Source organism: Leptothoe sp. ISB3NOV94-8A, assembly GCF_043421595.1.
GTDB lineage: Bacteria > Cyanobacteriota > Cyanobacteriia > Phormidesmidales > Phormidesmidaceae > Leptothoe > Leptothoe turfae.
The window spans coordinates 4,623,220-4,649,597 of sequence record NZ_JAXSQW010000001.1 but is presented as its reverse complement, the minus strand read 5'-3'; the positions used below and the strand labels follow the sequence as shown (position 1 = coordinate 4,649,597).

General features: G+C 49.2%; 26 protein-coding genes and 1 tRNA gene. 17 read left to right on the top strand and 10 right to left on the bottom strand.

From position 1 onward, the window contains the following. Positions 1-11: 11 nt before the first annotated feature. On the bottom strand, positions 12-3,176 hold the full coding sequence (locus SPB21_RS19690; protein ID WP_499867544.1) for an efflux RND transporter permease subunit: 3,165 nt from the start codon (positions 3,174-3,176) through the stop codon (positions 12-14). A gap of 102 nt (positions 3,177-3,278) precedes the next feature. Further along, positions 3,279-4,613 (bottom strand): efflux RND transporter periplasmic adaptor subunit, encoded by a 1,335-nt coding sequence (locus SPB21_RS19685; protein WP_499867542.1) that lies wholly within the window; start codon positions 4,611-4,613, stop codon positions 3,279-3,281. A gap of 434 nt (positions 4,614-5,047) precedes the next feature. On the opposite strand from SPB21_RS19685, the gene SPB21_RS19680 reads away from it, so the two are divergent. From SPB21_RS19680 to SPB21_RS19670, 3 genes are all read left to right on the top strand, one after another. Further along, on the top strand, positions 5,048-5,671 hold the full coding sequence (locus tag SPB21_RS19680) for a TetR/AcrR family transcriptional regulator (protein ID WP_499867540.1): 624 nt from the start codon (positions 5,048-5,050) through the stop codon (positions 5,669-5,671). Positions 5,672-5,873: 202 nt separating this feature from the next. Next, on the top strand, positions 5,874-6,089 hold the full coding sequence (locus SPB21_RS19675; RefSeq protein WP_163662254.1) for a hypothetical protein: 216 nt from the start codon (positions 5,874-5,876) through the stop codon (positions 6,087-6,089). 443 nt (positions 6,090-6,532) lie between these two features. Further along, entirely contained in the window at positions 6,533-6,850 is a 318-nt protein-coding gene (locus tag SPB21_RS19670) for a DUF1830 domain-containing protein (RefSeq protein ID WP_163696877.1), read from the top strand. 379 nt (positions 6,851-7,229) lie between these two features. Here the strand turns inward: SPB21_RS19670 and SPB21_RS19665 are convergent. Then, positions 7,230-7,303 (bottom strand) — tRNA-Arg (locus SPB21_RS19665). 84 nt (positions 7,304-7,387) lie between these two features. Beyond that, positions 7,388-8,179, bottom strand: a complete 792-nt coding sequence (locus SPB21_RS19660; protein ID WP_499867538.1) for a M48 family metallopeptidase — start codon at positions 8,177-8,179, stop codon at positions 7,388-7,390. A gap of 168 nt (positions 8,180-8,347) precedes the next feature. On the opposite strand from SPB21_RS19660, the gene SPB21_RS19655 reads away from it, so the two are divergent. From SPB21_RS19655 to SPB21_RS19640, 4 genes are all read left to right on the top strand, one after another. Beyond that, positions 8,348-9,628 (top strand): ABC transporter substrate-binding protein, encoded by a 1,281-nt coding sequence (locus SPB21_RS19655; RefSeq protein WP_163696873.1) that lies wholly within the window; start codon positions 8,348-8,350, stop codon positions 9,626-9,628. 133 nt (positions 9,629-9,761) lie between these two features. Then, a complete protein-coding gene (locus SPB21_RS19650) occupies positions 9,762-10,850 on the top strand; it encodes a carbohydrate ABC transporter permease (RefSeq protein WP_499867537.1) in 1,089 nt (362 codons plus the stop codon). Further along, positions 10,847-11,716, top strand: coding sequence for a carbohydrate ABC transporter permease (locus tag SPB21_RS19645; protein WP_163696871.1), 870 nt, complete (start codon positions 10,847-10,849; stop codon positions 11,714-11,716). The genes SPB21_RS19650 and SPB21_RS19645 overlap by 4 nt, the downstream gene beginning before the upstream one ends. 550 nt (positions 11,717-12,266) lie before the next feature. Next, the gene (locus SPB21_RS19640; RefSeq protein WP_163662232.1) at positions 12,267-12,656 is read left to right on the top strand and encodes a hypothetical protein; all 390 of its coding nucleotides are present in this window, start codon (positions 12,267-12,269) and stop codon (positions 12,654-12,656) included. 6 nt (positions 12,657-12,662) lie between these two features. Here the strand turns inward: SPB21_RS19640 and SPB21_RS19635 are convergent, their stop codons facing one another. Continuing rightward, the gene (locus SPB21_RS19635; RefSeq protein WP_499867536.1) at positions 12,663-13,427 is read right to left on the bottom strand and encodes a TerC family protein; all 765 of its coding nucleotides are present in this window, start codon (positions 13,425-13,427) and stop codon (positions 12,663-12,665) included. Positions 13,428-13,550: 123 nt separating this feature from the next. Between SPB21_RS19635 and SPB21_RS19630 the strand changes: the two genes are divergently transcribed. Further along, positions 13,551-14,249, top strand: coding sequence for a slr1353 family protein (locus tag SPB21_RS19630; RefSeq protein WP_163662230.1), 699 nt, complete (start codon positions 13,551-13,553; stop codon positions 14,247-14,249). Positions 14,250-14,258: 9 nt separating this feature from the next. Here SPB21_RS19630 and clpP read toward each other — a convergent pair whose 3' ends face one another. After that, positions 14,259-14,864, bottom strand: a complete 606-nt coding sequence (gene clpP / locus SPB21_RS19625) for an ATP-dependent Clp endopeptidase proteolytic subunit ClpP (protein ID WP_006516099.1) — start codon at positions 14,862-14,864, stop codon at positions 14,259-14,261. Between the two features lie 113 nt (positions 14,865-14,977). Next, positions 14,978-15,100 (bottom strand): hypothetical protein, encoded by a 123-nt coding sequence (locus SPB21_RS19620; protein WP_284681663.1) that lies wholly within the window; start codon positions 15,098-15,100, stop codon positions 14,978-14,980. Between the two features lie 245 nt (positions 15,101-15,345). Here SPB21_RS19620 and SPB21_RS19615 point away from each other — a divergent pair, with 245 nt between their 5' ends. From SPB21_RS19615 to SPB21_RS19595, 5 genes are all read left to right on the top strand, one after another. Next, positions 15,346-15,795: a hypothetical protein gene (locus SPB21_RS19615; protein WP_163662226.1), complete on the top strand. Its 450-nt coding sequence runs from the start codon at positions 15,346-15,348 to the stop codon at positions 15,793-15,795. A 218-nt stretch (positions 15,796-16,013) separates the two neighbouring features. Further along, complete coding sequence (locus SPB21_RS19610; RefSeq protein WP_499867535.1) at positions 16,014-16,487, top strand: hypothetical protein; 474 nt, start codon at positions 16,014-16,016, stop codon at positions 16,485-16,487. Positions 16,488-16,723: 236 nt separating this feature from the next. Then, positions 16,724-17,512, top strand: a complete 789-nt coding sequence (locus SPB21_RS19605; protein WP_499867534.1) for a fimbrial biogenesis chaperone — start codon at positions 16,724-16,726, stop codon at positions 17,510-17,512. 188 nt (positions 17,513-17,700) lie between these two features. Further along, positions 17,701-18,126: a hypothetical protein gene (locus tag SPB21_RS19600; protein WP_163662219.1), complete on the top strand. Its 426-nt coding sequence runs from the start codon at positions 17,701-17,703 to the stop codon at positions 18,124-18,126. 6 nt (positions 18,127-18,132) lie between these two features. Further along, positions 18,133-21,027 (top strand): carboxypeptidase-like regulatory domain-containing protein, encoded by a 2,895-nt coding sequence (locus SPB21_RS19595; RefSeq protein ID WP_499867533.1) that lies wholly within the window; start codon positions 18,133-18,135, stop codon positions 21,025-21,027. Between the two features lie 66 nt (positions 21,028-21,093). Here the strand turns inward: SPB21_RS19595 and SPB21_RS19590 are convergent, their stop codons facing one another. Further along, the gene (locus SPB21_RS19590; protein WP_499867532.1) at positions 21,094-21,552 is read right to left on the bottom strand and encodes a hypothetical protein; all 459 of its coding nucleotides are present in this window, start codon (positions 21,550-21,552) and stop codon (positions 21,094-21,096) included. 83 nt (positions 21,553-21,635) lie between these two features. Between SPB21_RS19590 and petN the strand changes: the two genes are divergently transcribed. The 3 genes from petN to SPB21_RS19575 are packed head-to-tail and all read left to right on the top strand — an operon-like array spanning position 21,636 to position 23,322. Next, positions 21,636-21,725: a cytochrome b6-f complex subunit PetN gene (petN, locus tag SPB21_RS19585; protein ID WP_006516091.1), complete on the top strand. Its 90-nt coding sequence runs from the start codon at positions 21,636-21,638 to the stop codon at positions 21,723-21,725. Between the two features lie 18 nt (positions 21,726-21,743). Beyond that, on the top strand, positions 21,744-21,980 hold the full coding sequence (locus SPB21_RS19580) for a hypothetical protein (RefSeq protein ID WP_163661770.1): 237 nt from the start codon (positions 21,744-21,746) through the stop codon (positions 21,978-21,980). 1 nt (position 21,981) lies between these two features. Continuing rightward, entirely contained in the window at positions 21,982-23,322 is a 1,341-nt protein-coding gene (locus SPB21_RS19575) for a 16S rRNA (cytosine(967)-C(5))-methyltransferase (protein ID WP_499867531.1), read from the top strand. Positions 23,323-23,327: 5 nt separating this feature from the next. Here the strand turns inward: SPB21_RS19575 and SPB21_RS19570 are convergent, their stop codons facing one another. Both SPB21_RS19570 and SPB21_RS19565 read right to left on the bottom strand, forming a co-directional pair. Then, positions 23,328-23,621: a YiaA/YiaB family inner membrane protein gene (locus SPB21_RS19570; protein WP_163662211.1), complete on the bottom strand. Its 294-nt coding sequence runs from the start codon at positions 23,619-23,621 to the stop codon at positions 23,328-23,330. Between the two features lie 236 nt (positions 23,622-23,857). Beyond that, on the bottom strand, positions 23,858-25,255 hold the full coding sequence (locus SPB21_RS19565; protein ID WP_163662209.1) for an NAD-dependent malic enzyme: 1,398 nt from the start codon (positions 25,253-25,255) through the stop codon (positions 23,858-23,860). Between the two features lie 165 nt (positions 25,256-25,420). On the opposite strand from SPB21_RS19565, the gene SPB21_RS19560 reads away from it, so the two are divergent. Beyond that, a complete protein-coding gene (locus tag SPB21_RS19560; protein WP_499061183.1) occupies positions 25,421-26,365 on the top strand; it encodes an SRPBCC domain-containing protein in 945 nt (314 codons plus the stop codon). Positions 26,366-26,378: the final 13 nt, after the last annotated feature.

The window sequence follows — 26,378 nt, the reverse complement described above, 5'->3', positions numbered from 1 at the left end:
TAATGTATAAATTACAAGCTCCCAGTTTCAAAGTCGTGGGCAGATTTATTTCTCCGTTCATGTGTGTATTTTGAGCGATAAATCAGACTGTAAACGGCAGGGACAAAATATAGTGCCATGATGGACGAACCGGTTATGCCGCCTGCGATCGCAATGGCCAGTGGCCGCCAAAACAATCCCCCACTGATGATTAGCGGCACAAAACCCGCAATTGTCGTAATGGTTGTTGTGATTACGTGCCGTGTGGCCTTATTTACGACTGTGGCAATGGCCTGACGATCCCCTAGTTTGGCTCTGTTATCCCCATTGAGTGCAGAGAGAACAATGACCGTGTCGTTAATGGCAATACCCACCAGCCCCATACTGCCAACAATGGCCATAAAGCCCATCACAGCCCCAAATACTTTGAGTGAAAATAGGGCCATACCAACAGAGCCAATCCCCACCATTGCGACGATACCGGCCTGGCGAAATGAACCCAAGGATAACACCAGAGAAATTACCATGACCAGTGCTAGCAAAGGTACATAGAGTAGTAAGTTGCCTTGGGCCTGACTTTGTTCAGCTTTTTCTCCGCCAAACTCGAACCAATAGCCAGCCGGTAATTCGAAGTTGGCTTCGGCCAGTTTCTCCTCAAAGGCCTGTTGCACCACTGAGGGCAACACTCCAGCAGTAATAAAGCCCTGCACAATATTCACCCGCTGTTCATTTCTGCGGGCGATCTTGGCTAGCTCAGGTACTAACCTGAAGTCTCCTAGAGCAGCAGTGGATGCCCGGTTGCCTGTCCCACGCAAGTCTAAAGAGGCAATTTGACTGAGGTCTGCCCGGTCGCTATTGGCAACCCGTACTCGCACTGGCAGGTTTTCAGTCGCTTCTAGAATTGAGCCGCCAACGCTACCTTCTAAGTAGGCTTCTAGCTGCTGTGCAATGGCCGTATTGTTCAAACCTGTCTGTTGAGCCTGTTCTTCATCAATCCTCAGCCCTAGTTTGGGTAGCGCTTCTGTTAAATCATCTCGTACATAAACAACATCGGGAACACTGATAAGAATTTGTCGGGCCTGTACACCCAGTTGCCGTAGTTCTTCGATGTTGGGTCCGTAAAGTCGCAGTTCGATAGGGGCATCAAAGGGTGGCCCCTGTTCCAGTTGTTTGACCAAGACGCGGGCTGCCGGAAAAGCATTGTCTAGTTGCTCTTGGAGGTTTTTCACAATGGATGCCAGGTCTCGATTGGTGTTGAGCTGTACCATGGCCTGGGCATATTGGGCCTGGTTACGCCGGTTGCCCGTAAAGTTGTAATAGAACTTAGGCGCACTTTCTCCAATGAACCAATGCACTTCGTCGATATTGGAATTTTCTAACATCGTCTGACGAGCCTGCAACATTTGCCCACGGGTTTGCCCAATAGCAGTTTGGGGGGCAAACTCCACTTCTACCTGGAGCTGGTCACGGTCACCTGCGGGAAAAAACTGCTGGTCTAGGGTGGAGGCGGAGATAAAGCCGATGAGGGGGATGGTGAGGGAGAGTGAGATCGCAAGCAAAGGATGTTTCATTGTCAACTGTAGTGACTTGCGATACGGACGAGCTAACAATGGTGAGGAGAATCCATCTGCCCACCAGCTACCAGGCCGTAACAAAAATCTCTGTAGTGACTTAACAGGGCCAGTTTGAGTCGGATCTTGCAGCTGATGTGCCTTAGTTTGACTACGTCCTAAAACTCTTGCGGCTAGGGCTGAAATCACTGTTAGCGATAGCACCAACGATGAAATTAAAGACACAATCACCCCCAGGGCAATGCTGCCAACAAACTCTCCCGCTGCCCCTGGCAATAGATAAATGGGTAAAAACGTCATGACCGTAGTCACGGTAGATGCAAACAGCGGTACCTTAAGGTAGTCAACCGTTTTTGCCACAGCATCAATGGGGCGATGGCCGTGCTGTAGCTCCATTTGGATTTCATCTACCGCAATAATGGCATTGTCAATCAGTAACCCCAGGGCAATGATCAGTCCGGTTACCGACATCTGGTGAATGGGTACTCCAAACACTGTCATCCAGCCAAAGACTGCCATGGTGGTGATGGGCAGAGCCGTACCTACTACCAAAGCCGAACGCCAGCCCATGGTGAACAAAGTAACCCCTACCACCAGCAGGGCACCCAGTATCAGGTTTCCTAACAGCTTTCTGATTCTCTTTTCTACATAGTTACTTTGGTCAAAGACAATATCCAGGCTCACCCCCTGGGGCAACTGAGCTTCAAAGTCTGCCAGTACTGCACGCACGCTCTCAGCCCAGACATCAATGCGCATGCCCGACTCCATCATCACTCCAGCAACGATGGCAGGCTTGCCACTCACAAGCGATAAATCTGTTACCGGTTGTTGTATGCCTCGATATACCTGGGCAATGTCGCTGAGGCGAGTAAAGCGACCATCGTCAGTTTGAATAGCAATCTGGCGAATTTGGTCTAGAGTTTCTAACTCTCCTTCTACCTCAATGGCTAAATTCTGTTCGTCGCTACGAAACTGGCCTGCGGTGATCTTGGCATCACTGGTTTGAATGCGATTGGCTAAATCTTGGGGAGACAGACCCACTGCTGTCAGACTGGGGGCATTGACCTCTACTACAATTTCTTCTACAGGGTCGCCAAATAGTTCCACTTCTTCTGTCCCGACTGTTCCCCTCAGTCGCAGCGCCAGTTCTTCGCTGTAGCGCCGCAAAATTGCATAGTTTGGGTCTGTCGGTAACTGCCAGGTAAGGGAGGCAATCATTGTGTAAGCTTTGACAAAAGCCTCGTCTAGCTCGGGTTCACTGGTGCCAGCGGGTAATTGTATGGCTGCGTCATCCAATTCATCTCGCACCTTGGACCATACCGCCTGAGCGTCGATAATTGATTCACTTAGCTCAACAGTCACGGTTGAGAATCCTACCCGTGAGTCAGACGAGAGAACATCGATTTCTTCGAGTTCCGATAGTTCTGCTTCAATCACTTCTGTGACTAGAGCCTCCACACGTTCGGCATTCGCTCCGGGATACGCTGTCTGGACGGCGGCGATACGGGAGACCAGTTCAGGATCTTCTTGTCGTGGCAGGGCCTGGAAGGATACAAAACCCCACACTACGACCATCACAATGGTGAGGATTAGCAGCCGGATGTTGCGGTAAAACGGTCTAACCATGGTGGCAGGTTCCTAAGGTTAATGGGGAGGGGCGCACTGTCGTGTGCCCTACGAGATATCAATCCTGCATTGAGCGCACAACTGTGCATCCCTATGGGAGTTTTATGGTTGGACTGGAGTGACTAATTGGCCTGGAACCAGGCGATGGGGACCACTGGCGACGACCATGTCATTGGGTTGGAGGGTGCCGCGGACTAGGATGCGATCGCTATCTTGATATACAACCTCTACGGATTGGGATTGCACTGTATAGTATCCTCCGTCAGAATTTTCATCTGGAACTAACACATAGCAGGTCCACAAACCGCGAATTCCCTGGGTTAGGGCTTCTGTGGGTAACCACATGCCGTCTGTGGGAATTGACGCTTGCAAATTCACCCGCACGGTTTGTCCAGTATTTGCTTGGCTAGCAGCTGCAGATTCCAATGCCAGCACAACTGTTTGCGTGCGTGTTTGCGCATCAACCTCGGGTAAAATCGACGATACTGTCGCCGAATATGGGCGTTCACCCAGATACACTGTTTTCTCATCACCGATATTTAACTGATCAATAGCACTGACGGGCATACCTATCCTGGCTTCAGGTATTGCATTTTCTAAAAGACGTATGACCGACTGACCAGCACCGACTACGGTGCCTTCGTCGACCTGTTTAGCAGAAATTACACCAGCAAACGGAGCCTGTAACGTGCTCTTGGAGATGGTCACATCTAAATCTGCAATGCTGGCGTCCAACTGTTGCACCAGTGCTTGCTGAGCCATTATTTGTTCGGGGCGAGTACCGTTTTGTAACTCTTCTAGCTGACTGCGAGACTGATCTAGTCTTGCCTGGAGTGCCCCTTCACCAAAGGAGAACTCATCTAGTTCTTCGCGAGAAATGGCCCCTTGGGTGTAGAGAGAGTCACGCCGTGTACGCTGCACTTGCTGTAACCGTAACTGTTCTTCTAAGTCCCTAACAGCAGCGGCAGCGGCAGCAATGTCTTCTGACCGAGCCCCTGTTTGCAGTTCCATTAATTGGGCATTGGCTCGGGCTTTTTCTGCCAGCAGTTGTTGGCGTTGAGTTTTTAGATTACGAATATCTAAGCGAGCAAGGGGAGCGCCAGTGTCTACAGCTTCTCCCTCGACTACCAGGACTTCCACCAGTTGCCCGCTACGTTCAAACCCCAGTTCACTGGCCCGTAGCGATGCAATTTCCCCTGTGTAGGTGCGCGACACTAAATAGCTACTTACTGGAGTTACCGTTAGAGTTTCTACGGGCAAAACTCTTTCTGCTTGTTCGGAGGGCACCTCAGCTGAGCTAGCAATACGCTCTTTTATTCTGGGGATACCGATCATAAGGAATCCTATGGTGCCCAGGCAAATTAAAGCCAGACGTTGGCGAGAAATACCAAAGACTGTGGATAATGCCGAGTTTAATCCTGGTGATTTAAAGGTCATGGCGCTATCAGTCCATCAAAAAAGCAAACGTATGTTTGAACAGTGGTTGATAATGAGTGCTATCGAAATCCAGCGCTAATTTGAGGTTGTCTACTCAAGAGGCAATGTAGACGACGAAGCCCTAACTATCGCTTTTATGGATCTTCAACCCCTTTAGTGGGTTTTGATTCAGTTAGCCCTGAGACTTAAGCCCAGGGTGAATTGTTGCATTCTGCCAGAAGCAAAAAAGCAGGTAAGACTGTAGACTTCATTCAAACGTATGTTTGATATAATTAAAACGTACGTTTGAATAATTGGCAAATAAAAAATGATTTTTTTCGGTTCATCCTTTGCTGAGGCGAATCCTGGATGTTATGTCCTGGTAGTCGCTTATGATGGCTGACATACCCAACTGATTTAAGTATTTGTTTAGCTTAGGAGCATAGATAACTTCAATGGCGAGTGCAGCATCCGCTGATACCAAAGAGCAACTTCTGAATGTAGCCGAACAGTTAATTGCCGAGCGGGGGTATGCAGGGACTACTGTGCGGGCCATTGCCAATCAAGCCAATGCGAATTTGGCGGCGGTTAACTATCACTTTGGTTCAAAAGAAGAGCTGTTTCGAGCAATCTTTTCTCGTATTGCCAAGCCAATTGTTGTTGAGCAGTTGGCTATTCTCAACGGACTTCAGAAAAAAGAGACTGTGCCATCGATTGAAGAAATCCTGACGGCATTTCTAAAACCATGCTTTCAAAAGATTGTTCAAAATGAGTCATTTCGAACAGTGCGGGCTCAGTTTATGGGGCGTTGTTGGAGTGAGCCAGAACCGCTGCAAAGTATTGCTAGTGGGGAATTTATGGAGAGCCGCCTGGCATTTCTCAAAATTCTGCAGCAAATAATTCCTGACTGCTCGCAGCGAGAATTGAACTGGAAGTTGGATCTCGTAATTGCAACAATGATCCGAGTGCAAAATGAGGCAGGGAAACCAGATTCATTATTGAAAAGTAGTCAACCAGAAGACGTTGATTGTGCAGTGCAGTATTTGGTGCGATTCTTGACCCCCGGAATGTCTGTTTAGGGACGATACAGGCAACAATAGTGCCAGAATAGAGCCAATTAATTTCTACTCCTCCCTGGTAGTCAAACGGACTTAAATGACCTGTAAGGCATTGCTATTCCTTTGAAGAGGGCTACCATCAAGTAGTTTTTTTCAATTCTTAAGAAAAAATAAAATGCGCGATATAATATTCAGTGAGCAAAAATACTCATGGGAGGGTCCTATGGATGTCGGTCTAATGAGGTTAGTCTGGTCTGTCATTGACGAAACACCGGTCGTCCATAGGGAAGGAAATTTCAGCTGTGAGCAGATGCGGTTGATACTCCATAGAATCGATAATCGAGTCCGGCTTTCGCCCCAAGAGCATGTAGAAATTCGGCAGTATTTAACTGATCGTCAACCTTTGATTCAAGCGATTTATCTGGAGCAATGTATGTAGGCTAGTGATTGGTCCATAATGGGCTGGTCATTACGTCAAAGATAGATCAGTTATTTTCGCCTCTTACCCGATGATTCTGGGACGATAGAAGTAGAAATCCCCAACTCTGGGAATCCAAAAATTTGGGGAAAGTTGTCCGTAACCCCATTAAAAATCTAGAAACAACGTTAAAGCACAAAGTAATACGAAATAACTTGCTAACTTAGGTTAAGGTTAACGAATAAAACAAATAATTGGCCCTTAAAAGAATTCTAGACAGGCAAAATTTGGCCTACTCGGAGATTGAGCGCCACAGTATTGTTGCAATCAGTCCTGAGCTACGGATGTTTGTCATTAGAAATGATTTAAGTCTAAGCGTACTAGTGGCATTGTTGCTGGCTTGGCAGTCAGTTATTTAGAACCTTCCTTAATAAACTCATTTTCATTCGACTATAAATCAAATCATGAATAACACGATAGATCCCTTGCCTGACAATGTTTCTGGATATATTGCTTGCTGTTATTTAAATCCCACAGACAGATTACAAATCGTTCGAATTACCAATATTCCCAATTGGTATTTTGAGCGTGTGGTATTTTCGGGGCAGCAGCTAGTATTCCATGCATTTCCAGAAGCACTATTAGAAATCCATTCATGCGAGATGGTGACGACCATATTGACTGATCGAATTTCCTGTAGTCTTATTCGCCATGCAGAGCAATTAGAGCTTCCCCAACAATTTGAGGCGAGTTCAACGCCAGCCGTTACCCAAGTACTATGAAATATTGTGAATGGTCCCTGCTATTCACAATTGCGCTGATTAACCTTTTTTTCATTACGTTATTGGTGGAACTTACCCATCTGTGATTCATTTTGAATTTTTGGGATGTTCCAGTCCCGGTCTAAAATCATACCTGCATTCAGCAACGCCTAATTTTTGTCGTTGTCCAATGTGCAGGTATCTCTCCTAACCATTCAACTCCAGAATCTTTATACTCTGTGTAGGCTAAATATCCCCTTTCAAATATTCTCTCCTATCACTGCATCAATTCCAGCTAACTTTCTAGATCGCTGGATAGCGTTCTGGGTGGTGTATTTATGGGTATATCTGGTATTGACGATTGGTCCAGACTTTGCTGGACGGTTTGATGATTTAAGTACGGGACTGGCGCGATTCGAACGCGCGACCTACCGCTTAGGAGGCGGTTGCTCTATCCAGCTGAGCTACAGCCCCAAAGCTAACCTATATAAAGATACACCTTACAATCTTGTCCGTAAGGATGCCGTCAGTAAAATCCGCAAGTTGGCTGAATAGCGCTCAGTTTTCTACCCAGCGTGGTATGTATTTCCACCCATTCTTCAGGATCTTTCGATAGGGCTCAAACCCAGGCATCTTATCATCCACAAGCCGCCAAAATGCCTGTGAATGGTTCATATGTACTGTATGACATAGCTCATGTACTAGTACGTAGTGCACCACCTCTTTAGGTAAAAACAACAGCTTGTAATTGAGGCTAATGTTTTTGCTGCTAGAGCAGCTAGCCCAGCGAGTCTTCTGCCCTCTAACTGAAGGGCGCTTAAACGGTAAATCCAAATCAAAGCTGAGTTGGCGTAGCCACGGCACTAGCTCCCGATGGGCCTTATGGCCTAGCCACTCACACAGCACCTGATTACACGTAGGTACATGGTCAACATTGCCGCGCACTTTCAGCCCATGACCTGGCAACGGAATACATAAAGTCGGGCCACTATCCGCCTCGTAGCTCACCTGCCATGTTTCACTGGGGGCGCTTTGGGCTAGGGGTGCTTGCCACCGCAACTCCAGTTTATCTGGCTGAGTTGTCTGCCAATCAGTTGCTGTATCTTGGTGCTCGTTTAGTAATCGAGCTCGATTTTTCAGAATCCAGTCACGACGTTTGGCAATAAGATCCGGTAGATTTTTGCAGTTATATCGAGGCGGTACGACTATTTCCACACGGCCATCTACCTCGATTTTGATAGACACGTGCTTGGCTCGCTTGCTTTTGCGAACGGTGTAGTCAAAATCAGTTGATGGATCGGAGGGTGGAAACAGCTCTAACTGCACCATGGCAACGGTGACAAAGTCCATTTGTGTCTCATCAGTTTAACCGAAGGGTTCCATGGAACTATGGCTTCTTTATGCTTTGCCAAGATGAAGGGCTGCCACCAGGGCAGTCCCTACGGGATCCCATTGCCCATTCACCTTGATACTATGTGAACAAAGAAAATTGCTGTTTAATAATCGGATTCCTTAAACATGGCCCAATTAAAAACGCGATTAGGGTTATCAATAGCGGCACTATTAACGCTGAGTGCCTGTGGTGGCGGAGGTGATGGGGCATCATCCGAGAGTGCTGACAATACGGTGACTATCCTGGGTGTGATTGTCGGAGAACAGCAGGAAAAATTAGAAGCAGCCCTCAAGCCCTTTGAAGAGGAAACGGGCATTGAAGTGATCTATGAGGGCACTGATTCGTTTGCAACGTTGTTGCCTGTGCGTGTGGAGTCCGGTGATGCGCCGGATATTGCTATGTTTCCTCAGCCGGGGTTGATGGCTAGCTTTGCTGAGGCAGGGCAAATGGTTCCTATCACGGAGTTTATGGATGAGGCGACATTGGCTGAAGCCTATCCTGAAACTTGGCTATCCTTGGCTACTTTTGACGAGAGTCTTTATGGTATTTGGTACCGAGCTTCGGTAAAAAGTCTGGTGTGGTACAACCCAAAAGCATTTGAAGCCCAAGGGTTTACCGTGCCGACGACGTGGGATGAAATGTTGGCCCTTAGCGATCAAATTGTTGCTGCTGGTGCTAATCCCTGGTGTTTGGGGTTGGAGAGCGGTGAAGCCACTGGCTGGCCAGGCACTGACTGGGTTGAGGATATTATGTTACGGACGGCTGGTCCTGAGATGTACGACCAGTGGATTAACCATGAGATTCCGTTTAATGATGATGCGGTACAAGTAGCCTTTGAACAGTTTGGTGACATTGTCTTAAATGAGAGCTATGTAGTAGGTGGCTCAGTTGGAGCGATTAGTACGCCTTTTGGAGATGCGCCCCAGGGACTGTTTGGTGATACGCCGACCTGCTATTTGCATCGTCAGGCTAACTTTATTGCCAGCTTTTTCCCTGAGGATGTGAATTTGGAAGAGGATGTGGATATCTTTTTGCTACCAGGGATTGACCCGGCCTACGGTACACCTGTCTTGGTGGCTGGAGATGTGTTTGGCATGTTTAACAACACTCCTGAAGCTCAGGCGTTGATGGCATATTTGGCAACGCCGACACCCCATGAGATTTGGGCCGGTTTGGGGGGGTTCTTGTCGCCCCACAAACAGGTAAGCCTGGATGCCTACCCTGATGCACTGAGTAAAAAGCAGGCGGAATTTCTAGGCAATGCTGAGACGATTCGGTTTGATGGCTCGGATATGATGCCAGGCGCTGTCGGTACTGGTACCTTTTGGGCTGGTGTCGTGGAATATGTGGCTGGTGAACCGGTGGAAGACGTGTTGGATACGATTGAAGCCAGCTGGCCAGAATAATCTGCCTCCAATCAAAATTACCGTGGATTGGGTTGAGGCATGAAACCCAACATTTCCTGAATGTAATGCTTTAAACGATATCTTCTCGATATCAACAACATATGCATTATTGTGTTTTGCAAAAGGTGAACCAATGGATTTGATGACCTTGAGCTTGTTGGGTTTCGCGGGAACTCAACCCAACCTACTCAGAATTCTGACGGCGTTGATTGCGATCGCACTTGGTTCTATTGGCACCTTTGCTATTTTCTACGGACTCAATCTGCTGGTAGAGCGCTTTTCTCGACCCTGGAAAGATCGCCTTCTCCCCTGGGTTTATATGGGACCAGCGGTGCTGATGTTGACGGCCTATTTGGTATTACCGACACTGCTAACGCTTTATATCAGCTTTTTTGACAGCCGTTCAGTCAAGTTTGTGGGGCTGAAAAACTATGCCTTTGCTCTCACCAATCCAGATATGGTGATTGCCTTTCGTAATAACCTGCTGTGGTTAGTGCTGGTGTCAGGATTGAGCGTAGGGCTGGGTCTGATTATTGCGGTCCTTGTGGATCGGGTGAAATATGAGTCGGCGGCTAAGTCGCTAATCTTTTTACCCATGGCGATCTCCTTTGTGGGGGCCAGTGTCATTTGGCGATTTGTCTATGCCTTTAAGCCAGCGGGGACCGATCAGATTGGGGTGCTTAATGCGGTACGCCAGGTAGTGGGATGGAAGCCCCTGGGTTGGCTGATTGAACGAGATGGTCTTCTAGAGCCTTTGTGGGAAACGCTTTCAGTGCCTGTCATTCCTTGGTTACCCACATTGTTGCCGCTGAATACCCTGGCGCTGATTGTCATTATGATTTGGCTGCAAACGGGGTTTTGCATGGTGTTGTTGTCAGCGGCGGTCAAGGGCATTCCTAAAGATGTGATTGAAGCTGCCCGCATTGATGGAGCCAATGAGTTTCAGATTTTTCGACGCATTATCATTCCGATGATTATGCCGACCATTACGGTGGTGACGACAACGGTGGTGGTTGCGGTGCTCAAGGTATTTGACATTGTCTATGTGATGACCGGTGGCAACCTGGATACCGATGTGATTGCCAGCCGCATGATCAAGGAAATGTTTAACTTTAGGAATTTTGGTCGTGGTAGTGCCATTGCCACTGTACTGTTGCTAGCGGTCATTCCGGTGATGGTCACCAATATTCGTCGCTTTACCCAGCAGGAGGCTAACCGATGAAAATTGCTCGTACGTCAGCTCCTACCTGGTGGGAGAGATTGCCATTGCACACAGCGGTGATTGCGATCGCATTTCTCTGGACGCTACCCACTGCCGGTCTTCTGATCAGCTCTTTCCGTCGCAGAGATGCCCTGCTGCAAAATGGCTGGTGGACGGTCTTGAGCCATCCCTTTGACCTCGCCCAGTTTCACATTGGTAACTATATCGATGTACTCACCAGCCAGGGCATGGGGCAGGCATTTCTCAATAGTCTGGTGATTTCCATCCCGGCTACGGTGATTCCCATTTCCATTGCCACATTTGCCGCCTATGCCCTAGCCTGGATGCAGTTCCCTGGAAGGCAGGCGTTGTTTGTGGCCATTGTGGGTCTGCTGGTGGTGCCGTTGCAGATGACACTGATTCCGGTGCTGCGAGCTTATAACGATCTGGGCTTAGCAGGCAGTTTTCTAGCGGTTTGGTTAGCCCACACCGGCTATGGTTTACCCCTGGGTATCTATCTGCTGCGTAACTATATTGGCTCACTACCCCGAGACTTAATTGAGGCCGCTGCTGTGGATGGTGCGTCTCACCTGAAGATTTTTATGCGGTTGATTGTGCCGTTGTCGATGCCTGCGATCGCATCCTTCGCCGTTTTCCAATTCCTCTGGGTGTGGAATGACCTGCTGGTAGCCCTGGTGTATCTGGGTGGCAACCAAGACGTTGCCCCAGTCACCCTGGTGTTACGCAACCTGGTGGGAGACCGGGGACAAGACTGGCATTTACTCACCGCTGGAGCCTTTATTTCTATGGTGGTGCCGCTGGCGGTCTTTTTTGCCCTACAGCGTTATTTTGTGCGTGGATTGTTGGCGGGTTCGGTGAAGGGATAACCGTTGAGTATGAACACCAACAGTTGCCTCTGGCATCGCCTGACGACAGCTGGGGCAATACCAGTACAGACTATTCTGCCGAATATGACGCAGCAGCGAATGATTGCAGCAGAGGCAATACCTCATGGCGTGTTCTCCAATGGGCTATATGTAGGCAACTTTAGATACCTCAAGACCGAACCCCAGGTTTCCGTACGCGACTGGTGGCTAAATCAATCTAAAAATAAAGTGAGCATACTTGAGGGTCTGCTCACAATGATGACCAGATGCTCACAAAATCTTTAGATTTTCTCCCTACTCTGTATTGGTAGGCATAAGAGGTACGACCAGTCATTGTTGACTAGTCCGTCGAGCTTAGGAATAGGGGTTAGGACAGGGAGTCGCAAGTACGCTGCAGTGGTGGTACGCGTCAACGTATGGCCTGCGACGTACAAAATTTCAAAATCTCTCAAGCAATAGGGCTTACATCCTCACGTTTCAGCTTGATTTTGCACTGGCTGTTTTAGCGACTTATGCCAATAGTTAGAACACGATTTTTAGAGAGATTTTAATGATGCAATGCACTACCAGCTCAGTATCTCAGCTTCTATCAGATAAGGTTGATAGCGTCGTAGCCGCATACCCGGCTTATCCATATCAAACAGCTTTAGGTAATGGGGCGATTAAACAATTACTACTGGATTATGTTGAATGTCAGCTCAAGAAGGCAATGCCAAAGCTCAATAATCCGCAAGAATGGCAGTGCTTACCCCAATATCTCCATCAGCTTGTAGATCTAGAACTACGACTAGAAAGCTATATCTATTGGGGTATTGAGTACATTTTGCAAGAGCAGCTTGACCTGTTATTGAATAGCACAGAAGAAACCGAAACCATCGAGCCATCCTTGAGTGTGCAAGATATGACCCAAACTTGCATGCCCTCCTATTGGTTTGGCTAGGTTTGATTAGTCTTTGCTAAGGACCTTATCTTCTTCGTCTTCAGATGTTTCTATGGCGGTAATCACAGGTACCTTAAGTGCGACCTCATCATCCATTGCGGGTTCCACCCGTTTAGAAAAACCCCAAGCAAAGACAGCGGCAATCAGGGCTAACATGGCCCAGTCTGGCGGTACCCAGCTTTCGTTGATAACCCTGACGAGTAACCGTAGGCCCACAAAGGCAACGGTGACAAAGCCTGCATCTTCTAGATAAACATACTCATCGAGCCAGCGGATAAATAGCCCTGCCATAAACCGCAGGGCAATGATACCGATGGTACCACCGAGAAGAATAATGGCTACTTCATCGGACAGGGCAATGGCTGTTGTGACGCTGTCTAGGGAAAATGCTAAGTCCGTAAAGGCAATGATGGGAATCGCCTGCCACAGGGATGCAAACTTAGGGCCGTGGTGCTGCTCATCATCGGTATCACCGCTAAAGTGCTGATACACCAGCCATAATAAATAGGCTGCACCCGCGACTTCAAACTGCCAGAACTTTAGGATCCAACTGGCCGTCAAAATAAGAGTCATGCGCAGCACAAAGGCGACGAGCAGTCCCAGGTTGAGTGCGCGCTTTTGTTGTTCCTCGGACTCCAAGCCCTGGGCAATGGCAGCAAGTGCGATCGCATTATCTGCTGATAACACAGCCTCCAGAGCGATCAGCACCGGTAATAGAAGTAATGTGTCCAGACCTAAATTAGGCGACCATTCAAGTAACTGATCTAACATTTAGCCCTTACGGTTTGCGGTCATTGCAGTAAACATGTCCTTGGCAGTCGGGCATAGGTACACCCTTGTTTAGAATAGATCGGATACTATTCACCGACATCCTAGTCAACGGATTTCCCGCCCGTGATTTCCTCACTTTTTGCCCAATTTCGTCACCAGTATACCGATGGCAGCCTAACGACTGAACTGCTTACAACCCACGCCGAGCAATATCTAGTGAAAGCCACCGTGACAATTGGCGAAACAGTAATTGTTACAGCCTTAGCCGCAGATGCTAGCCTGGCCGAGGCAGATGATCAGGCAAAAGCCCGTGCTCTGGCGATGCTGGGCTTTGCTCAAGGGACTTCCCAGGAGCACAAAAACGGTCTTGTCAAACCTCAGCAATTGGTCCCTGAGCCGAGTGTCTCCGCACAACAAGCTACAGATACCTCCATTCCCGTTAGTGAAACCGCCCCATCTGAGAAACCAGAATTAACCCATCTATCTGTCGAACCTGTCGAACCTGAGATTGAAGACTCGGAAGACATAGGTCGGCCCATTGACAGCATCACACCGGATGAAGCTCCAGCTCCTTCTGAGGTTCCAGCATCATCCCTGGCCGCCACAGCAATCGAAAATTTTGACGATACCAACCCTGTAGATCTGTCGGACATCATTGCCCAGACCGATGTAGAAATGGCTCGTCTTGGCTGGAGTAATGTACAAGGGCGAAGCTATCTAGAGAAAACCTTTAATAAACGCTCCCGTCAGCAGTTAACGGACGAAGAAATTCTGACGTTTTTGCTGTATCTAGAATCTCAGGCAACTCCAAGTATGAGGTAGTTTTGAGCCCTACTCAACTACAGTTGGACGGCTGCCAATGGCATGACGATCAATCACCTGATCGATCAAACCGTATTCAACCGCTTCACTGGGGGACATAAAGAAGTCGCGCTCAGTGTCTTCTGTAATGCGTTCAATGGGCTGACCAGTGTGAGCTGCCAGGGCATCATTCAATGTTTTCTTAATGTAAAGAATTTCCTTGGCTTGAATTTCAATATCAGTCGCCTGACCTTGAGCGCCACCCAGAGGCTGGTGAATCATGATGCGTGAGTTTGGCAGGCTCATGCGCTTACCCTTGGTACCCGCACTTAGCAAAAATGCTCCCATACTAGCCGCCAGACCCACACAGATGGTGGAGACATCGGGCTTGATGTGGTTCATGGTGTCAAAGATGCCCAGACCGTCATATACGGAACCACCAGGAGAATTGATATACAGATAGATATCTCTCTCTGGGTCTTCGGCCTCTAGAAAGAGCATCTGCGCCACAATCAGGTTGGATGACTCAGCTGTCACCTGTTGCCCCAAAAATACAATGCGCTCCCGTAGAAGGCGGGAGTAAATATCAAAGGCGCGTTCACCGCGACCCGACTGCTCAATAACGGTAGGAATCATAAGGGCCTAAGTATGGGTTCTTTGCTTGCTTTATCGATTGTACAGACTTAGTTGGGGCAATGGGGGAGTGCGGATAACCCGATTTAAACTAGACCTTGTCTCTAGTTAGGACACTAGTACTCTGTGGCGTAAGTTTGCCCACTATCCAATGTGGATGAGTCGATGGGTGGATGGGGGGATGAAATCGCTGCCAAATGTCTGCCATCGGGTACTAGTTTGTCTGTGGGAAAAACCAAAGGTTTTAACCTGAATGTAGGTTAGCGCCCCTAACCAGTGTTTTGACATAGCTTTGGGGTAATTGATTCCGTAAAGACTACGGACAGGTTTACCCATAGCAAATCGTTAATCCCGTAATCTTGCCCAGGGAACTTAACCTAACTAACCCATATGGTGGAAGCAAGTACAAACGCTAATGCAGAAAAGATTTGGGATTGGGTGTTTGGCTTACAAAAGAGAAAATTGATTTGGAGCTCAAGCTTATATGATGATTCGCTGTTCTGCCTTCCTGGCGCTTGCGATCGCAGCAGGTACAGTCGCAGTACTGGCCCCCAAAGCTTCTGCCGAAGACTTTGAAGTACCATTTGAGGGCACCATCACCAACATTTGCGAATTTACTGTGGATAGCCCGGGCTCATTAGAGCGTGATTCTTCTAGTGGCTATATGCTAGTAGGAGAGTCTGCCCAGGTGACTGCCAACTGTAGCTCTCCCGCCAATGTTATGGTGACCAGTGTGAACCAAGTTGAGGGAACTACCCCATTCCCCTTCGCGATTGCTGATTTAATTCCCACTAATGGTGGTCCTAGCCAGAATATTAGTGTGGCCGCTGGTGGTGAAAGTTTTGGGATAGAAATGCATGCCGACAGTGGCAATACCCCTATTGAAAATGGTAATTACCTTTTCAATGTGCTGCTAACGGCAACGCCTAACTAAACGACAGTTTTTAGGGGTAGCTCAACACCAGAACAATTAGAGCTATTCCCTATATATTCAATATCAAATCCTGGTTGATGGCGTCTGGTATCCCAGGGTCGGCACAAGGCACAGCCCTGCCAAGGCGCACCTCTAAGGAGGGTGTCCATTGTGAATCGGGGTTACTGAATTCGGATTTGGTAGACGCATTGATTGATCATCAAACTATTGCCTGAATTATGAAACGTTATTTTGTCGCCTGTTCTGTTTTGATGCTTGGGGCCATGGTCTGTTGGACCCCCAAAGCCTTTGCCGATGATAGTCTAGATGTGCCTTTTGATGGGGTGGTTTATGAGCAGTGTCTTTTAAGCCTGGTCAGCAGCGGTCAGATTGAAGCGGATGGTGGGGGTGCCATGGGCTATCGGTTCTTCGCTGATGAGGGTTATGGCACTCCAGCCCAGATCACAGCTGACTGCAATGGCCCCGCCGTAGTGACAGCAGCTCCTCCAATGCAGACTGCTGGGCCAGCCTTGAGTATCACTGGTTTTCAGGAGAGCTTTATGGCTCCAGTCGGTACTCCCCTGGGAGGTGACACTGTATTTATTTCCCCAGGGCTGACCCAACTAAATGTTGGCATGGCTTACGATAACCAATCTCCCATCCCTAGCGGTAACTATGGGTTTAGTGTCACGGTTACAGCTACGCCCAACTAGAAACTTAAAATCCTAAATAACACCATAGGACAAGGTGCAAAAAACAGTGTTTTCTCTTATTTGTGGAGACGCTGTTTTTGGGTTATTAAAAATGGCATTAGCGAGAAATCCCTGCATGATGCTGAGTCAAATCAAAACTGACCTGCAACGATGACACATAAACTTGCCTGGGCATCTTAGGGCTATGTTGCTAAGTCTTGTTCTATAGAACTTATCCTAGAATGTCACGACCCAGAATGTCATTACCGTTTTATGGGGCCAGTCGCTGGTGCGGTTGGGCGGTTGGCCTAGCTTGCTTAGTTACGAGTCCTGTAGCCTTTGCCCAAATGGGGCTGTCACCGTTGGTCATCGAAACAGAGGCCCAACGAGGCCGAGCCCAGGGGGTATTGCGCGTTAACAATAATGGGGGTGAGGCTATGCGGGTGCGGGTTTATGCTGAGCCTTTTACCTATGAACGGGATAATGGGTTTATGCTGCTGGAAAATTCACCAGAGGATCTCACCCCCTACTTGCAGTTTTCGCCACGTGAATTGGTGATTCCAGCCCAAAGTGAGCGCCGGGTCAGGTTAATTAGCATATTTCCCCCCAATCTACCGGAGGGAGAATATCGGGCCGTGATTTTTACTGAACCCCTGGATGCAACGCGTCAGGTGGGCAGTAACGTCGGTATTGTTACCCGTGTGGGGGCGACTATTTATGTGCGTCAAGGAAAAGTACCCGCTAGTCTGGCTGTCACCGGTGCCCAGTGGGATGTGGAGCAACAGTACGTCGAATTACTGGTGGCCAACAGTGGCTCAGGTTCCGCTCGACCTAAGGCCCAGTGGACGATTCAGCGGGTTGGTGAGACAGTGACTAGCGGCGAAACGATTTCGACTAGTGTGATGGCGGGTGGAGATCGCAATCTGCATCTTATCCCTGATCGCCCCCTCACCCCAGGGACCTATGAAATTACGGGGGAACTGAGCTGGCGCGATGGTGAAACAGAATTAACTCAACCGTTTTCTGTCTCACTCAACGTTTCCTGACAACACAAATTGTATTTACGAAATCCTGGACACCTGCCCCCGATATCGCAGGGCAATGATAAGGATTGCCCCTACGAAAGTGTTCATGTTTAATCGGGTTGATTAAATTCGGACGCGGTTTTATCTGGTTCACATTCTCTGGTTTAAATTCTCTCGTTCGTACCATTCACATCACTATTCACACCATTATGGACACTGTGTTGTTGCGTATGCTGCCATCAGTTTTGGTGGGGGGACTGGTGGCTTTTGGTTCAGCCCCGGCACACGCTCAAATCATCAATAGCCACCTAGTCGATCTATCCCCCTTAGACATTGTTGATGCTGGCCAAACCACATTAGAAGCCATCGATCCGGCTATTTTGAATCTTCAGGTGAGCGAGCCATTTGCCATTATGGCCACACCCCCCACACCTGCTGGATTTACTGATCCAGTGGGCACCCAGCATACTGGCTATGTGAGCCATAATGGCAACGAAGTGGTCCATGGTCACCCACTACTAATCAGGGAAACCGGCAGCGTTGATCTTGGTGTCCGGATGCGGGTGGAACGTCCCCAAGCCTATCCACCAGGGCGTTACACCTATACTGTGCGACTCACCGTGACTCCTTTGTAAACAACCATGGCCCTGGTAAGTTGGCGATGCAGTCTACACCTGTTTGTCACCCTTTGGTGGCTGTTGTTGTTGACCACTGTCGCTCTGGCTGAGAGTTTACCCCTGCCAGGGGGGAGAGCCTATGGGGAGTCAGAGGAATTATCTGACCTAAATAAAGACTCTCCTCACCCCAGAGAACTCTTTTCTTCTGAGCCAGTTTCTGAAACTACAGATTCTCTCCAGCCTAATGCACTAGTTCCTGCTGAGTCTATTGCTGACAAAGGTTCAGATGCAGCTGTGGTGGATATTGAAGATGATGTTGAGCCTGGGGAGAATAATGCTCCTACCCTTGATCCTAATACTTCTACACCTGACTTTGTTGTATTTCCAGTGGGGGTGAGCCTGGGGAATCGCAATGTTTTGCCCACTACCTTGGTTAAGGGGAATGAAAATGGTGAGCGCCCCATTGACTTTGAACAGTGGCAACTGTCCTTTGATGATGTGGTGCAGGTGCTCAATGTGCAGGTCACTGTTTGGGATGATGGCGAGCTGGAGTTGCGATCGCCAGCTGCGGTTACCCGTATTCATCCCAATGAATTTACCATCGATCCAAACCTGGGGCGGGTGCTCTCCATTGCTGAGATAGAGGCCTATTTGGGCATCTCCGCCACCTTTGACATGGCCGATTATGTGATTCGGTTTGCCCCACCGGAGCAACGGTCGCAACAGCAACAAACCGTTGTCGCCCCTATTGTCACCGATGGACTACCTGAGTTGAACTCAAATCGGTTTAGCCTCAGTGGCATTGGCCAACAAACCACCCTGTCGGGACGTACCGCTAGTAGTGATCGGTCCGGCTCCACCAACTGGCGGGGACGATTCAATGCGGTGGGAACAGCCTTTGGGGGGGCGTGGTATGCCGAAATCGATCAACCCGGTCTAGATGACCAATCGAGCTGGTATCTGAATGAACTACAGTACTTGCACTATGGTGACCATAGCGACTATACCCTGGGGTCCCAGCCCACTTTTTGGCAAAGTCAAGGTGGTGACTATTGGGGGGCGACCCTGGTGCAACGCTGGGGATTTGAACCCCCTGCCCAGCGCGGCAGTGGTGGTTTTAACCCGCGTCGGCGTCTCCAGGCCACTAACCTGGATCGTACGGTTAGTGGTGAAGCTGAGCCTGGTACCTTGGTACAGCTGGCCCGTAACAACCAAGTTATCGATGAAGTTCTGGTGGATTCCTCTGGTCTATATCGGTTTACCGATGTAGCTACCACAGGCTTTGGCCGTTATCGGGTATTGCTCTTTCCCGATGGCCAGCTGGCAGCCAGCCCGGATGAATATGATGCCACCTTTTCAAGTTTGCCAGGGCAGTTACCGATGGGGGCATCGGCCCTAGTGCTATCGGCTGGATTTAATCGACAGAGGAATAACCAGGAGGAACCCCAATTTTGGGGCGATTTCCATAATTTTCGAGGTGGTATTGGCTATCGGACTGGTGTGAGTGAATCCCTTACCCTTGGGGCTGGTGTTATCCAGGATAGTTCCCTGACATTGCTTAGTGAAGTCTTTTACAGTCCCAGTAATATTCCCCTTAAGGCGGCGATGTCGGTGATGCTAACGCCTGGAGATAGTGATGTCGATGTCAATGCTGACATGCGCTGGCAACCAACGGATGACCTGGCTATTGATTTTAACAGCGATCGCTTTTCCCAACGCCTGCGAGCCGATTGGCAGCTATTACCCAGCATCGCCCTGACAGCCTCAGGGAATACCAGGGACGATGCCCTGGCTGTAGGGACCCGAGTCAATCTAACTCGGGGCAAATTTTATCTATTTGGCCTGGCCAATGTTGATACTAATGGCAATCTCCGCTGGCATACCAATGCCCGCTACGGTTCCCTGGGGCTGCGTCATCGTGGCGATGAAATTACCACCCAGTCCCAGCTCATTTACAATTTATCGGGAAACCCTGCCAATAGTCTGGGGCATTCCTTAAATATTGGCTATGAGACCCGCAACCTGAATGATTTTAGTCAACTGGCAATGGCTAGTTGGCGATATCAATCGAGCGATCGCAACATTGACGGTCGTTCCCTATGGGATATCGAACTGGGCTATGGTATCGGCACAGCCGGTAGTGGCCCCTTCGCCAATTTTGCCACCGGTATTCTGCCTGGGTTAGACCTGCGTGCCCGCTATCAAGAGGTATCCGCTTTTTCCGACCAGAGCACCTTTCGCCTGGAGCTATCCCCCCGTCTCAATCTTCAGCAGGGTTTAAATTTTGGCAACCGACGTCAGGACTGGTTGCGAACTCAGGGGGGGTTGATGATTCAACCTTTTCTGGATGACAACAACAATGGCCAACAGGATCCAGGAGAATCCACATATCTAGAAGATCTAGACCTGCTGATTACCATCAACCACGAATCTTTAGATCGCTATCAGCCCCATCGTCAGAAAAACTATGCCACAGTCGTCCTAGCGCCAGGGGTCTATCGCATCGATTTAGACCCGGCTGGATTTCCACTTGATCGTCAGGCCGTTTCTCGGGCGTTTGCTGCCGATATTGCCCCTGGTGAGTACACGCACCTCTCGATTCCCCTGGGACTGTCTTTTAGTATTTCAGGGGTGGTATTAAACGCCGATGGTAATGCCATGGCAGGACAGAACGTTCAGGCAATCCATACCAGCTCCGATTCTCGTCACCTGTCTGTCACCAATGGTGCTGGTGTCTTTTATCTGGAAGGTATGCCCCAAGGAGACTATCGTTTTGAAATTGGTGAGCGGTCTGTTGCCGATATGATCCTCAATTTCAATGACAGTACTGAGCCTTTTCAGGAAATCAACTTTAAAGTGAGGCCTGATGCCATTGAAACTCAGCGCCCTAGACTTGATATCGGCTCGCTAACTCGCTAATCCTGATTTATGAGTTTGGTGGAATAACATTTTACGTATTCCAGTACAGCAAACTATGGCCAGTGGTCAATCAGACTCGAACGGTTGAAACCATTGTTGCTTCAGACCCCAGTCCAAAACTAAACGGATACACATAAATAGACCAAAGCTTTCGACAATGGGTACTGCCAGGGGTAAGGCACCCGATAAAGCAAGGTCTGGAGGCGTGATGCTTTCTAGTTGCCCCAGGCTGCGGGTGAGGGCAAAGGCACCCACGGCACCACTTCGCAGGTGAGGGTTGGAGTCGTTACGGACGATGTAGCGGTAAGTGACCCCAAATAGAAATGCACAGACGGTGGCTACAGCAACCCGTAGTATGCCGGTAGTCAAAGCGCTGGCACTAAGCAGATGAGGGTGTAACGCGATCAACATAGCACTCACACCAGTACCTGTTAGCGCAGCCAAACCTCCAGCTTTGATTGATTCAACACGTTCTTGGTCCATAGCATTAGCTGTCTGTTCTGCGTCAATTTTGCCATCACCCAAAAATCGGGCATTGATCTACCGTATGATAGAAATAGCCGATTGAGCGGCGCTTTTAGTTTAGTCAACAACGCAAGTTAGGCGATATGGATATTTTGACACTCGGTTGGGTTGGATTACTTGCTTTCTTCAGCTTCTCCATCTCGATGGTAATTTGGGGTCGCAACGGTTTCTAAGGGATTAGCTATATTTCGATGACAGGTGCATTAGAAGCTCAAGCGTACGGTGTTCTAGCTAGTTTGGCAGCGCTACTTTTGCTGTTTGTGACTGGCGGTGTAATTTATTTAACTGCCATAGAGTGGCAAGATAAACGCAAGCGCTCTCAGGAAGCGTTGGATAATCGCGTACCTGTGCGCAACAAGCGTAAGCGCTCTCAAGAGGCATCCGATAGTCGTACTCCTGCACGTAACAAGCGTAAGGGTAAGAAATAGTTTGATATCGGCGCGACAGCTAGCCTTCACAGTACTCAGAGACATAGACAAAGGTGCATTTGCCGATGTTGCCCTGGAGCGCAATATCGGCAAATTTACGTTGATGCCTGCCGATAGACGTTTGGCGACAGAATTAATCTATGGCACCGTACGCCGCCAACGCACCCTGGATGCGTTGATTGATCAACTGGGTAAGCGGCGAGCTGATCAGCAGCCTGCCGATTTACGTCGTATTCTGCACGTTGGATTCTATCAGCTACGTTATCTGGATCATGTGCCCAATCATGCTGTTGTAGATACAACAGTTCAGCTGGCCAAACAGCAGCGTCTCGGCAAACTCAGCGGTGTGGTGAATGGCATGTTGCGGCAATATACCCGCCTGCAAGAAGCGAAGGGTGATCCGCTACAGTTGCCCACCGATGAGATCGCAGCCCTCGGTGTTTTGCACAGTTATCCCGATTGGATTATCCAAGCCTGGCAGCAGCTAGTGCCTGCTGCAGATGTGGCCAGGCTTTGTGAATGGTTCAATCAAGCCCCTAAGATTGACCTGCGGGTGAATCGATTGCGTACAACGGTTGATCAGGTATCCACTGCACTGACAGATTACGGGCTAACGGTGGTACCCCATGGCGGCATTCCAGATGCCCTCAGGATTGTGGGTCCCATGGGAAATGTGCGCCAGCTGCCAGGCTATGAAGCAGGTTGGTGGATGGTGCAGGATAGCAGCGCCCAGCTAGTTAGCTACTTGGTGGATCCCCAGCCTGGTGAAACGGTGATTGATGCCTGTGGAGCACCGGGGGGAAAAACGACGCATCTGGCAGAAATGATGGAGGATCGGGGACGGGTGTTAGGTTGCGATCGCACCTCTTCTCGCCTTAATAAGATCCGTCAGAATGCCAAGCGACTTCAGCTCAACAGCATCGAAACTGTGATGGGAGATAGTCGCGAGCATCCCGAGTTTAAGGGAATTGCCGACCGAGTATTGTTAGATGTGCCCTGTTCTGGTTTGGGAACACTGCATCGCCACGCCGATGCCCGCTGGCGGCAGACGCCCAACTCCATTGCCGGTCTCACCACCCTACAACGAGAATTACTTGAGGCCGCAGTGGATTGGGTGAAGCCAGATGGTGTGCTGGTTTATTCCACCTGTACTCTCCATCCCGATGAAAATCAAAACTTGATTCAGACCTTTCTCTCCGATCACCCTGATTGGCAGATTGATCCCCCTGAAGACGATTCTCCTGTAGCACCCTTTGTTACAAACCAGGGGTGGGCCATGGTATGGCCCCACAAACAGGATATGGACGGTTTCTTCATGGTGAGAATGCGACGAATCGTGTAAGGGCATTATTGTTTGAACGGATCATAGTCTGCCAACAACCGCTCTAATTTTGCTTCATCAATGCGACTGAGCATACGCTTGGCTTCTTCCTGATCGCGAATTGTTTTAGATAAACTGACTGTAGAACCAACAGAGAAGAGTAAACCCATACCCAAGTACCCTTTTAACCAGACATCAGCTGGTAAATAGATGATGCCGATAGCAGTGGCTGAGATTGAAACAACAAAGGATAACCAGGTTTGAGCAATCCAGGCAGTGGTATGACTGTTGGGAGTATTGAACTTTTTAGTTGTCGTCATTGGTTTCTCTTCGGAAAAAACGTTTGCCATAGTGCTAGTTTCTCCAAAGGAAAGATGAAGGTGCCATGAGACGTACTCAATGACGTCAAGAGATCTCAACTGTTGCCAACATCATCGAAGTTCTCCGAAGTTGATCGCATTTCTGATGGATATAGCCGGATGTCATTTCTTGTTTAAATGACATCCGGCTGCAACTGACTGTGCAACAACTTTTTGCTTGCCAAAGTTTGCTAGGTCTAGTTTCTGGCTACTCCAGCATCGCGAGCGGCTTGTTGCACGGCAGCTGCGACTGCAGTCGCTACCCGATGATCAAACACTGAGGGGACAATGTGGTCAGGACGTAGCTCGTTGTCGGGAATCAGCGTTGAGATCGCATGGGCTGCATGCAAAAACATGCTGGTGGTAATCGCTTCAGCACGACAGTCAATGGCCCCCCGCAACAGGCCAGGAAATGCCAGCACATTATTAATCTGGTTAGGGTAATCGCTACGTCCCGTAGCCATGACAGCCACGATGCCGTCTAATAATTCAGGCTGAATTTCGGGTACCGGATTGGCCATGGCAAAAACGATGGGATCTTTGGCCATGGATTTCACCATGTCTACGGTGACGACACCAGGAGCGCTTACCCCCATAAATACATCTGCGCCTACCATGGCATCGGCGAGGGTGCCGCCTTGGTCCACGACAAATTCTTGTTTGCGGCTGTTGAGATCGGTGCGATCACGACTGATAATTCCCTTTGAATCACACACCGTAATGTGATTAACTCCTGCTTTCTTGAATAGCCGTGCCATGGCCAGGCCTGCGGCACCTGCACCATTGATGACAAGTTTAATTTCTGCCATTTGTGGTTCTTTGCCCACGACCTTGAGAGCATTTACCAAAGCGGCCAGACTGACAATGGCTGTCCCATGCTGGTCGTCATGAAAAATAGGAATATCCAGTTCCTTCTGAAGACGGGCTTCAATTTCAAAACAACGGGGGGCACTGATATCTTCTAAATTGACGCCACCAAATACTGGCGCAATTCGTTTCACTGTCTCCACAATTTCATCGGTGTCCTGGGTATTGAGGCAAATGGGAAAGCCATCTAAACCTGCAAACTCCTTAAACAGCATCGCTTTCCCTTCCATCACTGGCAAAGCACCCTCGGGTCCCAAATTGCCCAGTCCTAAGACGGCACTGCCATCGGTGACAATTGCCACTGTATTGGATTTAATGGTCAGGTCATACACCCGTTCCGGATGCCGCGCAATTTCAGAACACACCCGTCCTACACCGGGGGTATAGGCCATGGCTAAATCTTCTTGACTGCGCACAGGGGCCTTGCATTCCATGTGGATTTTGCCGCCTTCGTGCAGCTTAAAGGTGCGATCGTGCACCTTTACCACTTCGATCTGCTCTAGGGCATATATTGCATTAACAATTTCCTCGGCATGTTCAGCACTAGCAGCATCCACACTGACATCGCGGGTAACGTTTTCTCGACATCGTTCCACCACATCAATGTCACCCAGACTTCCGCCAGCATCGGCGATTGCCTGGGTCACCTTAGCCAACATGCCTGCTTGGTTGGGCACATGCATGCGGATGGTTAAACTATAGCTAGGGTTCGGTGTCAAGCTGACCATTTTCTAAAAACCTCGGATGATAGGGAGCGGGTATGTAGTAAAAAAAATGTTAAGCCTTGATGGTCCCATCTCGCGACCCCTGAAACCAACCATATAAAAAGGCGGTCACAAAATAATTTCTTTTCCTACGGCGCTCTGTGCCTTTCTGTAGGAGATTTTCATGGAATGCTCCTACAAAATCTCCCCATTGCCCACTCCCCATTGCCCACTCCCCATTGCCTTCGCACTATGCCAAGTCTCTACGCTGAAATTGAAATTAATGCCACCGCTGCTGCAGTCTGGGATGCCTTGGTTCGTAAGGAAGACTGGCGTTATTGGAATACGTTTCTCTACGATTGTGATCCGCGCTCAAACTTTATGCTAGGTCGCGAAGTATTTCTGGCGATGCAGCGCATTGAAGGCGATGCTGATACGGAATTTCAGCCCGTGGTAACCACCTTACGACCAGGTAACTGTCTAAGGTGGGTTTCGAAAATTCCAGGGTTAAAAACAGAGCATTCCTTTGAAATGCAAGAAGTAACCCCTGGGCGGACGCGCTATTTGCATCGCGATATTTTTGTCGGTCCCCTATCGGGCATCTTTCTACCGTTTATTCGAGAGGATGAGCGGGATGGACTGCGACGCATGGCTTACCAGCTGAAGCGCTATGTGGAAAGTGGCGGCAAGCCTCAGCGGGATCCCTATGGCAACCCCTATGGCAGAAATCGCGATCCCTATGGTGATCGTGGTTATGGTCGTGGCTATGATGATTTGGGCTATGGCAACCAGGGGGGCAGGGGCTACCAGGACAGGGGCTATGACGATCGTGGCTACGGTCGTGGCGGCTATGATGACCAACGCTACGGTAACCAGGGTGGTAGAGGCGGTTATCCAGACCAGGGTTATCCAGAGCGAGGCTATTCGGATCAGGGATCAGGCCGTGATTATCCCCAGCGTGGCTATGATGATCGGCAATATCGCGATCAGGGCTATGACAATCAGGGGGATCGTGGCCAAGGCTATGATGACCGGGGCTATCGTGGTCGAGGGTCTGATGAGCGGAGGAGCGATCGCAACTACCCAGACCGTGACTATCGTGACGATCAAGACTACCGCGATGATGGTTGGTAATCGTTTGGATGCT

What these genes read in the sequence shown, in the direction of transcription:
- SPB21_RS19690 (WP_499867544.1), bottom strand. Translation starts at nt 3,176, where the DNA reads ATGGTTAGACCGTTTTACCGCAACATCCGGCTGCTAATCCTCACCATT.
- SPB21_RS19685 (WP_499867542.1), bottom strand. Translation starts at nt 4,613, where the DNA reads ATGACCTTTAAATCACCAGGATTAAACTCGGCATTATCCACAGTCTTT.
- SPB21_RS19680 (WP_499867540.1), top strand. Translation starts at nt 5,048, where the DNA reads ATGGCGAGTGCAGCATCCGCTGATACCAAAGAGCAACTTCTGAATGTA.
- SPB21_RS19675 (WP_163662254.1), top strand. Translation starts at nt 5,874, where the DNA reads ATGGATGTCGGTCTAATGAGGTTAGTCTGGTCTGTCATTGACGAAACA.
- SPB21_RS19670 (WP_163696877.1), top strand. Translation starts at nt 6,533, where the DNA reads ATGAATAACACGATAGATCCCTTGCCTGACAATGTTTCTGGATATATT.
- SPB21_RS19660 (WP_499867538.1), bottom strand. Translation starts at nt 8,179, where the DNA reads ATGGACTTTGTCACCGTTGCCATGGTGCAGTTAGAGCTGTTTCCACCC.
- SPB21_RS19655 (WP_163696873.1), top strand. Translation starts at nt 8,348, where the DNA reads ATGGCCCAATTAAAAACGCGATTAGGGTTATCAATAGCGGCACTATTA.
- SPB21_RS19650 (WP_499867537.1), top strand. Translation starts at nt 9,762, where the DNA reads ATGGATTTGATGACCTTGAGCTTGTTGGGTTTCGCGGGAACTCAACCC.
- SPB21_RS19645 (WP_163696871.1), top strand. Translation starts at nt 10,847, where the DNA reads ATGAAAATTGCTCGTACGTCAGCTCCTACCTGGTGGGAGAGATTGCCA.
- SPB21_RS19640 (WP_163662232.1), top strand. Translation starts at nt 12,267, where the DNA reads ATGATGCAATGCACTACCAGCTCAGTATCTCAGCTTCTATCAGATAAG.
- SPB21_RS19635 (WP_499867536.1), bottom strand. Translation starts at nt 13,427, where the DNA reads ATGTTAGATCAGTTACTTGAATGGTCGCCTAATTTAGGTCTGGACACA.
- clpP (WP_006516099.1), bottom strand. Translation starts at nt 14,864, where the DNA reads ATGATTCCTACCGTTATTGAGCAGTCGGGTCGCGGTGAACGCGCCTTT.
- SPB21_RS19615 (WP_163662226.1), top strand. Translation starts at nt 15,346, where the DNA reads ATGATGATTCGCTGTTCTGCCTTCCTGGCGCTTGCGATCGCAGCAGGT.
- SPB21_RS19610 (WP_499867535.1), top strand. Translation starts at nt 16,014, where the DNA reads ATGAAACGTTATTTTGTCGCCTGTTCTGTTTTGATGCTTGGGGCCATG.
- SPB21_RS19605 (WP_499867534.1), top strand. Translation starts at nt 16,724, where the DNA reads ATGTCATTACCGTTTTATGGGGCCAGTCGCTGGTGCGGTTGGGCGGTT.
- SPB21_RS19600 (WP_163662219.1), top strand. Translation starts at nt 17,701, where the DNA reads ATGGACACTGTGTTGTTGCGTATGCTGCCATCAGTTTTGGTGGGGGGA.
- SPB21_RS19595 (WP_499867533.1), top strand. Translation starts at nt 18,133, where the DNA reads ATGGCCCTGGTAAGTTGGCGATGCAGTCTACACCTGTTTGTCACCCTT.
- petN (WP_006516091.1), top strand. Translation starts at nt 21,636, where the DNA reads ATGGATATTTTGACACTCGGTTGGGTTGGATTACTTGCTTTCTTCAGC.
- SPB21_RS19580 (WP_163661770.1), top strand. Translation starts at nt 21,744, where the DNA reads ATGACAGGTGCATTAGAAGCTCAAGCGTACGGTGTTCTAGCTAGTTTG.
- SPB21_RS19570 (WP_163662211.1), bottom strand. Translation starts at nt 23,621, where the DNA reads ATGACGACAACTAAAAAGTTCAATACTCCCAACAGTCATACCACTGCC.
- SPB21_RS19565 (WP_163662209.1), bottom strand. Translation starts at nt 25,255, where the DNA reads ATGGTCAGCTTGACACCGAACCCTAGCTATAGTTTAACCATCCGCATG.
- SPB21_RS19560 (WP_499061183.1), top strand. Translation starts at nt 25,421, where the DNA reads ATGCTCCTACAAAATCTCCCCATTGCCCACTCCCCATTGCCCACTCCC.